Origin of the sequence: Pseudomonas sp. FEMGT703P (assembly GCF_002786345.1) — a bacterium.
GTDB lineage: Bacteria > Pseudomonadota > Gammaproteobacteria > Pseudomonadales > Pseudomonadaceae > Aquipseudomonas > Aquipseudomonas peli.
Map to the genome: position 1 here is coordinate 121,445 of NZ_PGCM01000013.1, position 13,440 is coordinate 134,884.

Annotated in this window: 13 protein-coding genes; 4 read left to right on the plus strand and 9 right to left on the minus strand. The window is 60.2% G+C overall.

The genetic code is table 11. From position 1 onward, the window contains the following. Positions 1–71 precede the first annotated feature (71 nt). The 3 genes from CUR33_RS19850 to CUR33_RS19860 are packed head-to-tail and all read right to left on the minus strand — an operon-like array spanning position 72 to position 3,758. On the minus strand, positions 72–701 hold the full coding sequence (locus CUR33_RS19850) for a response regulator (RefSeq protein WP_289240713.1): 630 nt from the start codon (positions 699–701) through the stop codon (positions 72–74). Next, entirely contained in the window at positions 698–2,503 is a 1,806-nt protein-coding gene (locus CUR33_RS19855) for a PAS domain-containing sensor histidine kinase (protein ID WP_289240714.1), read from the minus strand. The genes CUR33_RS19850 and CUR33_RS19855 overlap by 4 nt, the downstream gene beginning before the upstream one ends. Before the next feature lie 58 nt (positions 2,504–2,561). Continuing rightward, positions 2,562–3,758 carry a class I SAM-dependent rRNA methyltransferase gene (locus tag CUR33_RS19860; RefSeq protein ID WP_289240715.1) on the minus strand — a complete coding sequence of 399 codons (1,197 nt, stop codon included), beginning with the start codon at positions 3,756–3,758 and terminating at the stop codon, positions 2,562–2,564. 185 nt (positions 3,759–3,943) lie between these two features. Between CUR33_RS19860 and CUR33_RS19865 the strand changes: the two genes are divergently transcribed. The 4 genes from CUR33_RS19865 to CUR33_RS19880 all read left to right on the plus strand — a co-directional run bounded on the left by CUR33_RS19865 (position 3,944) and on the right by CUR33_RS19880 (position 6,724). Further along, positions 3,944–4,756: an HDOD domain-containing protein gene (locus CUR33_RS19865; protein ID WP_167144312.1), complete on the plus strand. Its 813-nt coding sequence runs from the start codon at positions 3,944–3,946 to the stop codon at positions 4,754–4,756. A gap of 79 nt (positions 4,757–4,835) precedes the next feature. Then, positions 4,836–5,648, plus strand: a complete 813-nt coding sequence (gene mutM / locus CUR33_RS19870) for a bifunctional DNA-formamidopyrimidine glycosylase/DNA-(apurinic or apyrimidinic site) lyase (protein WP_289240716.1) — start codon at positions 4,836–4,838, stop codon at positions 5,646–5,648. Positions 5,649–5,730: 82 nt separating this feature from the next. Next, positions 5,731–6,309: a lysophospholipid acyltransferase family protein gene (locus tag CUR33_RS19875; RefSeq protein WP_289240750.1), complete on the plus strand. Its 579-nt coding sequence runs from the start codon at positions 5,731–5,733 to the stop codon at positions 6,307–6,309. Positions 6,310–6,385: 76 nt separating this feature from the next. After that, the gene (locus CUR33_RS19880; protein ID WP_289240717.1) at positions 6,386–6,724 is read left to right on the plus strand and encodes a multidrug transporter; all 339 of its coding nucleotides are present in this window, start codon (positions 6,386–6,388) and stop codon (positions 6,722–6,724) included. Positions 6,725–6,805: 81 nt separating this feature from the next. Here CUR33_RS19880 and ggt read toward each other — a convergent pair whose 3' ends face one another. From ggt to CUR33_RS19910, 6 genes are all read right to left on the minus strand, one after another. Further along, positions 6,806–8,518, minus strand: a complete 1,713-nt coding sequence (ggt, locus tag CUR33_RS19885; RefSeq protein WP_289240718.1) for a gamma-glutamyltransferase — start codon at positions 8,516–8,518, stop codon at positions 6,806–6,808. Beyond that, positions 8,515–8,766, minus strand: coding sequence for a YfhL family 4Fe-4S dicluster ferredoxin (locus tag CUR33_RS19890; RefSeq protein WP_090250215.1), 252 nt, complete (start codon positions 8,764–8,766; stop codon positions 8,515–8,517). Before CUR33_RS19890 ends, ggt begins: the two co-directional genes overlap by 4 nt. Positions 8,767–8,940: 174 nt before the next feature. Further along, positions 8,941–9,420 carry a pantetheine-phosphate adenylyltransferase gene (coaD, locus tag CUR33_RS19895; protein WP_090250212.1) on the minus strand — a complete coding sequence of 160 codons (480 nt, stop codon included), beginning with the start codon at positions 9,418–9,420 and terminating at the stop codon, positions 8,941–8,943. Positions 9,421–9,542: 122 nt separating this feature from the next. Next, positions 9,543–11,138: a GMC family oxidoreductase gene (locus CUR33_RS19900; protein ID WP_289240719.1), complete on the minus strand. Its 1,596-nt coding sequence runs from the start codon at positions 11,136–11,138 to the stop codon at positions 9,543–9,545. A 43-nt stretch (positions 11,139–11,181) separates the two neighbouring features. Then, a complete protein-coding gene (locus CUR33_RS19905) occupies positions 11,182–11,727 on the minus strand; it encodes a twin-arginine translocation pathway signal protein (RefSeq protein ID WP_289240720.1) in 546 nt (181 codons plus the stop codon). 52 nt (positions 11,728–11,779) lie between these two features. Next, the gene (locus CUR33_RS19910) at positions 11,780–13,222 is read right to left on the minus strand and encodes a coniferyl aldehyde dehydrogenase (protein WP_289240721.1); all 1,443 of its coding nucleotides are present in this window, start codon (positions 13,220–13,222) and stop codon (positions 11,780–11,782) included. Between the last annotated feature and the right edge of the window lie 218 nt (positions 13,223–13,440).

Consider the following 13,440-nt stretch of genomic DNA (forward strand, 5'->3'; position numbering starts at 1 on the left):
GGCGGGGGGCTGAACTATCGGAGGATTCCGATGATGGCGTCGGGACATCCTGCTTTTTTGTAAGGTTTTCCCTACTCGGTCAGGCCCTGGGCCATGGCGTACTTGATGATTTCGGCGTTGCAGCTGAAGCCCATTTTTTCCATAAGTCGGGCCTTGTGGGTGCTGACGGTCTTATTGCTGATCACCAGGTGCTCGGCGATCTGGTTGACGCTCAGGCCTTGGGCGAGCATACGCAGGATCTGGTATTCGCGGTCCGAGAGGTCCTTGAGGGTGCTCTCGCCGGTTGAGGTGCTGGCAAAGGCGAGTTGTTCGGCGATGCGTGGGTCCAGGTAGCGTCCGCCGGCCGCCGTGCGGTGGATCACCGCGAGCAGGGTTTCCGGGTTGTGATCCTTGGTCAGGTAGCCAGCCGCGCCGGCCTTGAGTGCACGCTGGGCGATCTGCGGTTCGTTGTGCATGCTCAGCACCAGAATAGGCAGCTTGGCGTGATGGGTGCGTATGCGGGCGATCAGGTCTTCGCCGCTCAGGCCAGGCATGCTCATGTCCAGCAGCAGCAGGTCGACCGCTGTGTCGCGCAGCCGCTCGAGCACCTGGCTGCCGTTCTCCGCCTCCGCCACGACTTGCAGGTGTCGATCGAATTCGATCAGTTGTTTGAGCCCGCCCCGCATGATGGCGTGGTCGTCAGCGATGAGAATACGGATCACGGTGCCTCCTCGGGCGGCGTAGCGGGAAAGGTGGCTTGCACGGTGGTGCCTTGTCCTGGATGGCTGAAAATAACGACTTCGCCGCCCAGGCTGATCCCCCGTTCGCGCATGCCCGCCAGGCCTAACGAGCGTTTATTGACCAGGTCGGTGTCGAACCCGCGTCCGTTATCGGTGATGTCCAGCCGATAGACATCATCGAGTTGCTCAAGGCTGACCTGGGCGCGGCTGGCGCCGGAATGCCGGGCAATGTTGTTGAGGGCTTCCTGGACCACGCGGAAGGCTTTCGTCGCCTGTTCATCGCTAAGCCGTGGCTCGCCGGTATGGGTGGTGAAATCGCAGTGGATTTGGCTGTGCTGGCGGAACTCGCCAATCAGCCACTCCAGCGCCGGGTACAACCCCATGTTGAGCGCGGCGGGGCGCAGGCTGGTGGCGATGGAGCGGACCACCTGGATGGTGCGATCGCACAGACCCATCAGGTGCAACACCTTGTCATTCAGGCCTGGAGCCTGCTCGCCGAACTGCAAGCGCAGCATTGAGATGCCCATGCGCAGGGCGGTGAGGTGCTGGCCCAGCTCGTCGTGGATTTCCTGGGCGATCAGCTTGCGCTCTTCCTCGCGGGCCGATTCGCGTCGGCTGGTCAGCTCACGCAATTGCTGGTTACTTTCCGAGAGGCGCCGCTCGGTCTTGCGGATGCCGGTGATGTCGCGGGCCATCGACAGCACGCTATTCACCTCGCCGTCGGGGTTGAGTTCCGGGACCAGTTGCACGAGGTAATGATGTTGCTGGTCGGGCGGGCCGTCGATGCCGTGGATCAGTTCCTGCTCGATCGAGGTGGCGCTGTTGGCCACCTCGCGCACCATGTCAGCGAGGATGTCGACCTGCGAATTGTCGCCGAAGGCCTCCCGCGCCGGACGGCCCCGGGCCTCGACCAGCGGCAGCTGGCAGAGCGCCTCCAGCGCCGGGTTGGCATAGATCAAACGAAAGTCTGGGGTGAGCCGGCCAATCGCATCGTGGGTATTTTCAATCAGCACACGGAACTGGCGCTCGCTCTGACGCAAGGTTGCCGCCATGCGTTGCTGGTCAGTGACATCGTGAATAAGCGCCAGGCTGTAGTCTCGTCGGTCATAGAGAAACCGGTTGAACTGGACAGAGACGTGGTGATGGCTGTTGTCCGCCGGATGTACCAGGTCCAGAGAGAGCGCGTGCCGCCTGTCGATGACATCGTGCAGCTCCTCGTCACTGTGCCGGGCGAGCGGGGCCAATGCCTGGCCAATGGCCTGGCCCAGCAAGTACTGCCTAGCTTGACCGAGCAGGCGGCTGGCGGCCTCGTTGATGTAACGGATGCAGAGCTGATCATCCAGTAACAGCACGCCGTCCGTGATGTAGTCCAGGGCAAAGCTGAGCAGGTAGATCTGTTCGGCGCGTTCCTGGGTGGTGCGGGGCAGCTCCACGCGAATCAGGTAATGGCTGATAGGGCTGTCGCCGGTCGACACGGGGCAGAGGCTGAGCCGGGACCACAGATAATCGTCCTCGCCGCGCTGGAGGCGGACTTCTCCGCAGGGCGTATCCGCTTGCTTACGCCTCGCCTGCTCGCGGGCATAGCGGCAGACGCCGCGGTCCTGCGGGTGCAGCAGGTCTTCCAGGGTCATCCCCAGCAGCGCCTGCGACGAACACTGAAGCAGCTGCGCCAGTGCCGTATTGATGTGCTGCAGTCGTCCGTTCGAGTCGATCAGCGCCATGCCCAGTGGCGCTGATTCGAAGACCTTGCTGAACAGTGCCTCGTCATGTGTGCAAACGCTCACGCTCACCCCCTTGGCCCAAGCATGTCCAGTATGGGTCAAGTTGTGTGAGGCTGCTGGATCAGCTGTTGGGCAGCAGACGCACCGTCAGACTCTTGATGTAACGGGTCTCGGCGATGGCCGGGTGCACCGGGTGATCCGGGCCCTGGGCGCCGCGTTCGAGTAGCTGGATATTGCGGTCCAGATGGCGTGCGCTGGTCAGCAGGATGTTCTGCAGGTTGTCTTCTTCCAGGTGCATGGAGCAGCTGGCGCTGATCAGAATGCCGTCCTTGTTGAGCAGGCGCATGGCTTGCTCGTTGAGGCGACGGTAGGCGCCTTCGCCGTTCTTCTGGTCTTTCTTGCGTTTGATAAAGGCGGGTGGGTCGGCGACGATCACGTCGAAGCGCTCTTCCGAGGCCTTGAGCTGTTTCAGCGCCTCGAACACATCGCCTTCGACGCAGGCGACCTGGTCGGTCAAGCCATTCAGTGCAGCGTTGCGCTCCACCCCGTCGAGGGCGAAACCGGAGGCGTCCACGCACATCACGTCGCTAGCACCGAAGGCCGCAGCCTGCACGCCCCAGCCGCCGATATAGCTGAACAGGTCGAGTACGCGCTTGCCTTTGACGTAAGGCGCCAGACGCGCGCGGTTCATGCGGTGGTCGTAGAACCAGCCGGTCTTCTGCCCGTCGATCACCGGTGCTTCAAACTTCACGCCGTTCTCTTCCAGGGCGACCCACTCGGGCACCACGCCAAACGCGGTTTCCACATAACGGTTCAGGCCTTCGGCGTCGCGCGCGGCCGAGTCGTTCTTGAGCAGAATGCCGCGCGGCTTGAGCACCTGAACCAGGGCAGCGAGCACGTCGTCCTTATGCTGCTCCATGGTCGCGGAGGCGATCTGTACGACCAGAATGTCGAAGAAACGGTCGACTACCAGGCCGGGCAGCAGATCGGAATCGCCGTACACCAGGCGGTAGCAGGGTTTATCGAACAGCCGCTCACGCAGCGACAGGGCGACGTTCAGGCGATGCACCAGCAGGGATTTGTCCAACACGTGCTTGACTTCACGCGAGAGCAGGCGCGCGCAGATGAGGTTGTTCGGGCTCATTGCGACAATACCCAGCGGCTTACCCCCTGCGGCTTCGAGCACGGCTTGATCGCCAGCGGCAAAACCGCTCAACGGCGTGGCGGCAACGTCAATTTCGTTGCTGTACACCCACAAATGGCCGGCGCGCAGGCGTCGATCGGCGTTGGCTTTCAGGCGCAGGCTGGGCATGGACATGCTGGGAACTCCGAAAAAAGAGCGGAATTATAGCGGGTTGCGCCGCCTTAGGTCGGTTACAAAAGTCGTCTGTGGAAGTGTTGTGGGTTTAGCTAGACTGTCTACCACCTCTCATACCGGTTGTGCCCGTCATGTCTCAAGAGCTCTCCGCCGAATATATCCAACAGGTGCTGCAGGGCATCAGCGTGCCACCGCAGCCGCAGATCATGGTGGACTTGCAGATGGAGCAGGTGATGCCGAACCCGGATCTGCGGACGATCGCCAAATTGATCAGCCACGACCCGGGTCTGTCCGGTGCGTTGCTGAAACTGGTGAACTCACCGTTCTTCGGCCTGACCAACCGCATTGCCTCGATCCAGCAGGCGGTCAACCTGCTGGGTTGCAACACGGTGATCAACCTGATCAACGCTCAGTCGATCCGTGGAGAGTTGACGGATGAGGCCATCGTCACCCTCAACCGTTTCTGGGACACCGCTCAGGATGTGGCCATGACCTGCCTGACGCTGGCCAAGCGCATCGGTTATCACTCCCCCGATGAGGCCTACACCCTCGGCTTGTTCCACAACTGTGGCATCCCGCTGATGATCAAGCGCTTCCCCAATTACATGACCGTACTTGAAGAAGCCTATGCCAGTGCGACCGATGAGCGTCGTGTGGTGGATACCGAGAACCGTCTGCTGAATACCAACCACGCGGTAGTGGGGTACTTCACGGCGAAATCATGGAACTTGCCTCTGCACCTGTGTGAAGCGATTGCCAGTCACCATAACGCGTTGGCGATTTTCACAGAAGACTCCAGTCGGGATGCGCAGCTGAAAACGCTGCTGGCGATTCTTAAAATGGCCGAGCACATTTGCTCGAGCTATCGCGTCTTGGGTAACCAGCCCGATGACTTTGAATGGCAGAGCATCGAACAGCTGGTGCTGGAATATGTCGGGTTGTCGGAGTATGACTTCGAGAACCTGCGCGAGAGCATCCGTGACATGGGCGCAAGCTAGCCCGGGCTGCCTGACTCGTCGCTTTTACCCATTCCTGCTAAGGTGAGCGCCCGTTTTTCGGCTCACCTGACGACCTGCCATGCCCGAACTTCCAGAAGTAGAAACCACCCGCCGTGGCATCGCCCCCTACCTTGAGGGCCAGCGCGTCAGTCGTGTCATCGTGCGCGAGCGGCGCTTGCGCTGGCCGATTCCCGAAGATTTGGATATCCAGCTGTCCGGGCAACGCATCGAGTGTGTCGAGCGGCGTGCCAAGTACCTGCTGATCAAGGCTGAAACCGGGAGTTTGATCAGCCACCTGGGCATGTCCGGCAGCCTGCGTCTGGTCGAGGTGGGCCTGCCGGCGGCCAAGCATGAGCATGTGGATATCGAACTGGAGTCCGGTCTGGCCCTGCGTTACACAGATCCGCGGCGCTTTGGTGCGCTGCTGTGGAGCAGTGATCCGCTGAGCCATGTGCTGCTCAGCAAGCTGGGGCCGGAACCGTTGACCGACCTGTTTGACGGCGAGCGGCTGTTTCAACTGTCTCGTGGCCGGGCCATGGCGATCAAGCCCTTTATCATGGACAACGCCGTGGTGGTCGGGGTGGGCAATATCTACGCCAGCGAAGCACTGTTTGCTGCCGGTATCGACCCGCGCCGTGAGGCAGGCTCAGTGTCGCGGGCGCGTTATCTGAAACTGGCGGATGAGATCAAACGCATCCTCGCGTATGCCATCGAGCGCGGTGGTACCACGCTACGCGATTTTGTCGGTGGTGATGGACAGCCCGGTTATTTTCAGCAGGAGCTGTTTGTGTACGGGCGTGGCGGTGAGTTTTGCAAGACCTGTGGTAGCACGTTACGTGAAGTCAAGCTGGGCCAGCGCGCCAGCGTGTATTGTCCGCGCTGCCAACGCTAAGACTTTTTTGCCAGGTTAACTTTGGCCGCTGGCACCTGTGTTTGAGCTGAACAACACAACAATAAGAATGACCGAGGTAATGATGTCTGGTAACTATTTACCCCGTAACCCTCTGGCCGAGTGGGTCGGGCGTCTGGCGCTGAAACTGATGGGGTGGCGCATCGAAGGTGAACTGCCGAAGCTCGATAAATTTGTGGTGATCGGCGCGCACCATACGTCCAATTGGGACTTTGTGATCTTTATCGCGGTGAAGTTCGTGCTGCGTCTGAATGCTCGTTGGTTTGGCAAGCACACGATTTTCCGTTGGCCCTTTGGCGCATTGATGCGGTTGTGGGGCGGCATTGCCATTCGCCGTGAGCGTCAGGGCAATACAGTCGAGCAGGCGGTGCGAGCCTTTAGCGAGCATCAGCAATTTATGCTGATCCTTTCACCCGAAGGGACGCGCAAAAAGGTTGAGCGCTGGAAGATGGGCTTCTACCACATTGCCCTCGGCGCTGGCGTAGCGATTGTGCTCGGGGCGTTGGACTATCAAAATCGCCGCGTGTTTATTGGTCCGACTTTTGTGCCGAGCGGGGATGAAGCAGCCGATCTAGAGAAGATACTGGCGTTTTATCGGCCCTTTATTCCGAAAAAACCTGAATATGCCTTTTATGGCGATTGACGGCCGTCACGCTGACAATTACCAATGCACTGTTATAGTTAGTCTCACCGCCTCCTAATAGCTGAAGGATCGCCCCATGAAACTGTTCCGCTCAACCGCTGCTGCTCTGGCGCTGACCACTGGCCTGCTGGCGCTGCCAGCTTATGCTGACGAAGCGCAGCAGAACTCTAGCGGCGACCCTCTTTATACGGCAAACGCTCCCAAAGCCTATTCGATGATTGGCGATCTGCTGATTGCCCGGCCATTGCTGATTGGTGCAACTGCCATCGGTGCTTTGGCATTTGTAGTGAGCCTGCCGTTCACGGCCGCTGGAGGCAATATTGGTGAGGCTGGTCATGCATTGGTCGTGGAACCAGGCAAAGAAGCTTTTGTGCGCTGCCTAGGCTGCACGACCAGCGGCTATAAGCAGAACTGATTTTTTTATATTCTTCCGGGCTGTCGCAGTGTTTACTTTGACAGCCCTGAGAAGTTCTAGTTGGCGCATCGTTAGTTCGCATTACTGCGGCACGACTGGTGTGGCCACCGCAGTACCTATCCCTCGTGGATCGCTCGCCACTTCAACCTTCCCGCCCTGTTTGTTCCACAGCAGTACCTGTTGATTGCCGTATTGCCTGCCTGTGGATTTGAATTGATGCCCTAGCGCTTCTAGTGCCGTGGTTTCTGTTGTGTTGAAGGCGTTCGGCTCATGTTCGATCAGGTCTGGGCGGAACTGGTGGTGGAAGCGTACAGCTGACGGCCACTGTTCAATGGGCTGATGATCCAGGTACTCCAGCATGGCTAACAAAACCATGCTGGGAATTCGGCTGCCGCCTGGCGTTCCGAAGCTGGCGAAATCCTCGGTGCTTTCGATAAAGCTTGGGCTCATGCTCGACAGCGGCCGTTTGCCGGCGGCGATGCTGTTGGCCTGGCTACCGCGCAGGCCGTAGGCATTGCTGCCTTGGACGTCGGCGGCAAAGTCATCCATCTCGTTGTTCAACAATACGCCGGTTTCGGGTGCAGTGAAGGCTGCGCCAAAAGGCAGGTTGACCGACAGGGTGGCAGCCACGGCATTGCCTTCGGTGTCGAGCACCGAGAAGTGGGTGGTGTGGTCGCCTTCATGCCAGGTGTTGCTAGGTGGTAGGTTGTCACTTAGGGTAGCGCGTTGCGGGTTGATGCTGTTGACCAGTTGCTTTAGATAAGCAGGTGCCAGCAGGTGCTGCGTCGGGTTATGAACAAATTCCGGGTCACCCAGCAGGCCGCGATCCCGATAGGCGCGGCGCATAACTTCGACAATCAGGTGTGTGCGTTGCACGCGGTCGGTTGTTTGCCAGGGCAACTGCTGCAGCATGAGCAGGCTTTGTCCTAGGGCGATTCCTCCGGCAGAAGGCGGAGGTGCGCTGATCAGTTCGCGGCCCTGACTTAATGAGACACGCAGGGGTTGGCGTTCAACGATGCGATAGTCGGCCAGGTCCTTGAGCGTCCAGATGCCACCCGCATCCCTTACGGCCTTGACCAGCTGCTCCGCGACCTCACCGGCATAGAAGCCTGGACGGCCCTGGCTGCCGAGCTGTTCGAGGGTGCGCGCCAGCTCCGGTTGGCGCAGCAGGCCGAATTCGTCAGGTATTTCGCCTTTGTCGAGGAAGATCCGCGCCGTTTCCACGTCCTGGCGCATGGCCTCGATGCGCCAGCTCGCGCGCTCACGGTAGACCCGGTCGATGCTGACGCCGCTGCTGGCCAGTCGGATTGCCGGGGCCAGTGAGTCGCGCAATGGCAGGCGGCCGAAGCGCTTGGCCAGCTCGACCAGTGCGGCCGGCAGACCGGGGATAGCAGCAGCCAGTGCGCCATTCAGCGAAAGGTCTTTGCGGATTGCCCCGTCGACCCGGTACAGATCGGCGTGGGCGGCTTGCGGGGCGCGTTCGCGAGCATCGAGAAAGCGGTAGGTAGGCGATTCCCCGGCTTCGCGCAGCAGAAAGAAACCGCCTCCACCCAGGCCCGAGCCGTAAGGTTCAACTACCGCCAGGGCGGCGCTGATGGCCACCGCTGCGTCAAAAGCATTACCACCCAGCGCTAAGGTTTCTTGCCCGGCCACGGTGGCGGCGGGGTGTGCGCTGGCAATGGCGATATGTTGAGGCTGAGCAGCGGCCTGCAGCTCAAAGGCACACAGTAAGGCAAGCGTTCCGAGCAGAGGGCGCCAGGGGAGCAGGCCGCGGATCAGGCGGCCGGCCTTCATGCTTTACCGGTAATGATCAGGTACTTCTGCATCAACTCATCCTTGCTCTCGACGTTGTTCTCATCGAGCGGGATGCAATCGACTGGGCAGACCTGCTGGCATTGGGGTTCGTCGTAGTGGCCGACGCATTCGGTGCACAGGTTGGGGTCGATCTCGTAGATTTCCTCACCCTGGGAGATCGCCGCATTCGGGCATTCGGGTTCGCAGACGTCGCAGTTGATGCAGTCGTCGGTGATGATCAAGGACATGACAGAACAACTCCTGCTGCAGCCCGCAGGCGCAGCCTAGATGTGTGCAGGAAGACTATGAGAGGAATTGTGCCGCATCAGGGCCGCGCATGCACGCGCCTTGCCCACGATCTGGAGTGCGCCACCCTAGTTGGATAACAACAGCGTTTCAGTCGTGAACAGAGGCTTCAGTGGTCAGCGCTTGAAGCGTTCAGTCAGCGCGGCAGCCACGGCTGGGTGCACGAAGTTGGTGATATCGCCGCCCAGCGCGGCTATTTCGCGCACCAGGGTCGAGGAGATAAATGAGTACTTCTCCGACGGCGTGAGGAACAGGCTTTCCACATTGGGGGCCAGTTGGCGGTTCATGTTGGCCAGCTGGAACTCGTATTCGAAGTCGGAGACCGCGCGCAGGCCACGCAGGAATACATTCGCGCCCTGTTCCTTGGCGAAGTGTGCCAGAAGAGTAGAAAACCCCACGACCTCAACGTTCGGCAGGTGCTTGGTGACTTCGCGTGCCAGCTCAACGCGTTGCTCCAAGCTGAACAGTGGGTTCTTCTTCGGGCTGGCCGCGACCGCAATGATCACGCTGTCGAACAGCCGTGCGGCACGCTCGACCAGGTCGCCGTGCCCCTTGGTGATGGGGTCGAAGGTGCCTGGGTATAACACTCGATTCATCGTGACGTCCTGGCGGGTCCGTTGGGGAGTCGGATGGTAGCGCAGCGTTTCCCCGTGGCCAAGTCAGGTGCCACCGATCCAGGCGATTCAAGGGCCGACAAGGGCCCGTGAATACCTCGCTATCAGGCGGACTTGAGGCGTTCGGCGAGTTTGCTCGCAAGCTTGGCGGTCAGCCCATAGACCGACAGTTGCGGGTTGGCGCCGATACTGGTGGGGAACAGCGAGCCGTCATGGATCGACAGGTTGCTCAGCTGGTGGTGGCGGCCCAGGCTGTCGGTGACGGCCAGCTGCGGGTCTTCACCCATGGCGCAACCGCCCATCACGTGGGCGCTGCCGAGGCGAGTACGGTACAGCTCCAGGCTGAGGTTATCGATCAGGCTCTTGGCTTCGGCCTGAGTTTTCACGTAACCGGCATCGGCATGCAGCGGCAGCACTGCCTTGGCTCCAGCGGCGAACTGGATTTCGGCCATGGTATGGAAGGCGCGGCGTACACCATCCCAGGTGTAGTCGGTCATTTGGTAGTCGAGCACCGGGCTGCCGTCACCGCGCAGTTCCACGCGGCCTTCGGCGCTCTCCGGGTGGAAGCCGTCGCGCAGCAGGGCGAGCATCACGTTGGTGTTGGGCAGCTGTTCCATGCGCATGGCATTGTCGATGCCGAAGCGCCCGAGCAGGGTCGCTGTCAGCGCCGGTTGCAGCGGCGGCACTTCGAGCTTGTAGGAAAGGCGCCCAGCGGTGCCGTCGTCCCACTGGAAATGGTCGGAGTAGATCGACTGTGGTGCGCCGTAGAACGGGTTGATCACCTGCTCGAACAAGGCTGCAGAGAAGTTCACCAGGTGCAGGTAAGTGCGTTTACCGGTGCGCTGATGCGGGTCTGGCGCATTCGAGCGCAGAAGCAAGCCGGGGGTGTTGATGCCGCCGCCCGACAATACATAGTGCTTGGCTTTGACCGTGATTTTGCGGCCATTGGGCGCGACGCTGCGCTCGTCCATGCCGAGGCATTCGATCCCGGTAACGTGATCGCCGTCGATCAGCAATTTATCGGCTCGGGCGAGATAAAGCAGCTCGCCGCCCTTTTCCAGGGTGGCGGGGATGGTGGTGACCAGCATCGATTGCTTGGCATTAGTCGGGCAGCCCATACCGCAGTAGCCGAGGTTCCAGCAGCCGCGTACGTTGCGCGGTATGACTTTCCACTCATAGCCCAACTTTTCACAGCCGCTGCTGATCACCGCGTTATTGGCATTTGGCGGTACAGCCCAGGGCGCTACACCGAGACGCTGTTCCATTTGCTCGAACCATGGCGCCATTTCTTCAGGGCTATGGCCTTTGACGCCATGTTCCGTGGCCCAGTGCTCCAGCGTTGGAGCAGGGGTGCGGAAGCTCGAGGTCCAGTTGATTAGCGTGGTGCCTCCCACCGCGCGGCCTTGCATGATGGTGATGGCGCCGTCCTTGCTCATGCGGCCGATGCCTTCCTGATAGAGGCTGGCGTAGGCCTTGTCTTCGAGCATCTTGAAGTCGTCGCTGGTCTTCAGCGGGCCTTCTTCAATCAACAGCACTTTGAATCCGGCAGCGCTGAGAATCTCCGCTGTGGTGCCGCCACCGGCTCCGCTACCAACGATGGCCACGTCGGCTTCCAGGGTCAGGTCGTTGTCCAGCCGTGAGCCGTTGTAGGTTTTCCAACCACGGGCCAAGCCTTCTTTGAAACTGTCGGGTACAGGCATTTAGGGTGCTCTCAGGCGAATTCTTATTAGAGATGCCGCAAGTTCAAACTGTCGGCGGGCCGGGGTAGCCGCAATGCGCCCATGACTCTGGGCGGCTGTACCAGCTCATCATCACCAGTTGCAGCAGCGACGCGTGGCCCATTTTCAGCAGGCTGATTGAGCTGTTCTGCCAGCGGTCGAGGAAGGCCTGTACATCGGCGCTTGAGGCGTTCTCCCAGCTACCCCAAATCCCGGTCAGCGGGCCGCGGGTGATCGGCAGTGCCAGTACATCGAACAGCTGCACGGTCAGTTTGAGCAGTTCCGGTGATAGGTGGTTAAGGCTGTAATCAAGGTTCGCGAGGGTGTTTGATACCGCTTGCGGCAGCTGTTCCGTGGTTACGGCGCCGGCCAGCATCACCGGGATCAAGGCGTTCAGAAAGGCCAGGTCAGACTCGCGGATCACCGCAAAACCGGCTTTTGGCGTGCTGGCTGAACAGCCGCTCAGGCTGGCAGTCAGCCCCGCTGTCGCAAGCAGGGCTGAGCCCATCAAGCCAACCTTAAGCAGGCTGCGTCGGCTCAGGTTGGGCGTTTCAAGGGTGGTGTCAGGCATTATTGTTTTCACCGAGCAGGCCATGGCCCTGGGTAACCAGGGCGCGATGGAGTTAGCGAACGAAGAATTTGTACACCAGCTTCTGGATCGACTTGCCGTAAGGCGGGTAGATCATCTTGGCGGCGTTGAAGCGCTGTTTGATAAACACGCCCTTGGCCTTGCTGAAGGTGAGAAAGCCTTCATGGCCGTGGTAGTGACCCATGCCTGATGGGCCGACGCCGCCGAAGGGCATGTCATCCTGCGCCACGTGCAACAAGGTGTCGTTGATGCATACGCCGCCCGAGTGGGTTTCAAGCAGCACGCGCTGTTGCTCGCCCTTGTCATAGCCGAAGTAGTAGAGCGCCAGCGGTCGGTCGCGCTCGTTGATAAAGCTGAACGCGTCGTCCAGCTTGTCGTAGGGGATGATCGGCAGCAGCGGGCCGAAGATCTCGTCCTGCATGACCTTCATGTCATCCGTTACATTCAGCAATACGGCATAGGGCATGCGTCGGCCCTGAGCTGCGGGATAAAGCGGAACAATGGTTGCGCCCTTGCCTTCGGCGTCCTGCAGGTAGCTGTTCAGGCGTTGCTGCTGGCGCTCGTTGATAATCGCGGTGTAGTCGGGGTTGTCGGCAAGTGTTGGGTAGAAGCCCAGCACGGCATTGCGGTAAGCCTCGACAAAGCCCTCCACGCGGTCTTTCGGTACCAACACATAATCCGGGGCTACGCAGGTCTGGCCAGCGTTCATGGTTTTGCCGAAGGCGATGCGCTCGGCTGCGTCACTCAGCGGCACATCAGCACTGACGATGGCAGGCGATTTACCGCCCAGTTCCAGCGTAACAGGGGTCAGGTTGTCAGCGGCGGCGCGCATCACATGCTTGCCGATGCTGGTAGCGCCGGTGAACAGCAGGTGATCAAAGGGCAGCTTGGAGAAGGCCATGCCGACTTCCGCTTCGCCCAGCACCACGGTGACCAGGTCTTCGGGGAACACCTTGGCCAAAAGGTCTTTCACCAGTTGCGAGGTGGCAGGTGTCGACTCGCTCATCTTGATCATCACCCGGTTACCGGCCGACAGCGCACCAACCAGCGGCCCGATGGCGAGGAACAGCGGGTAGTTCCACGGCACGATCACACCAACCACGCCCAGTGGCTGGTAGATGACCTTGGCGGCAGCCGGCATAAACTGCATGCCGACGCTGCGGCGGGAAGGCTTCATCCATTTCTTGATGCGTTTAGTCGCGTAGTGAATGCCATGCAGGCTAGGCATCAGCTCGGCGAGCAGGGTTTCGTCAGCGCTGCGGTTGCTGAAATCCTGGGAGATAGCACGGATCAGCGCATCACGTTCGTTGCTGAGCAGGTCGCGCAACACGTTGAGCCACTGGATGCGCTGCTCGGCCGAAGGCATCGGGTTGGCCTTGAACGCCTCACGCTGCCGGGCAAAGCTGTTCTCCAGCTGACTGAGCTGTTGTTGGCTGTTGTGCAGGCTTTGTTCAAGGTAAGCGACGTCGGCGACCATGGTATTGCTCCTCGGCATTCCAGCAGTGCAGTGCGTCAGAGGGTCTGAGCCGCTGCAGAAAAGGTATGCTGGATTTTTAGAGCAATTGCTCTAATCTGTCAAATAGGATGCCGGGGTCAGTCGACGGACGCAGCCCATCGAACAGTTGGTGCCGTATGCCCGTTGGTGTGCGGGTAACACTTTGGCTGTTTCTGCGTGTACCTTTGCCGGGCTTTTGA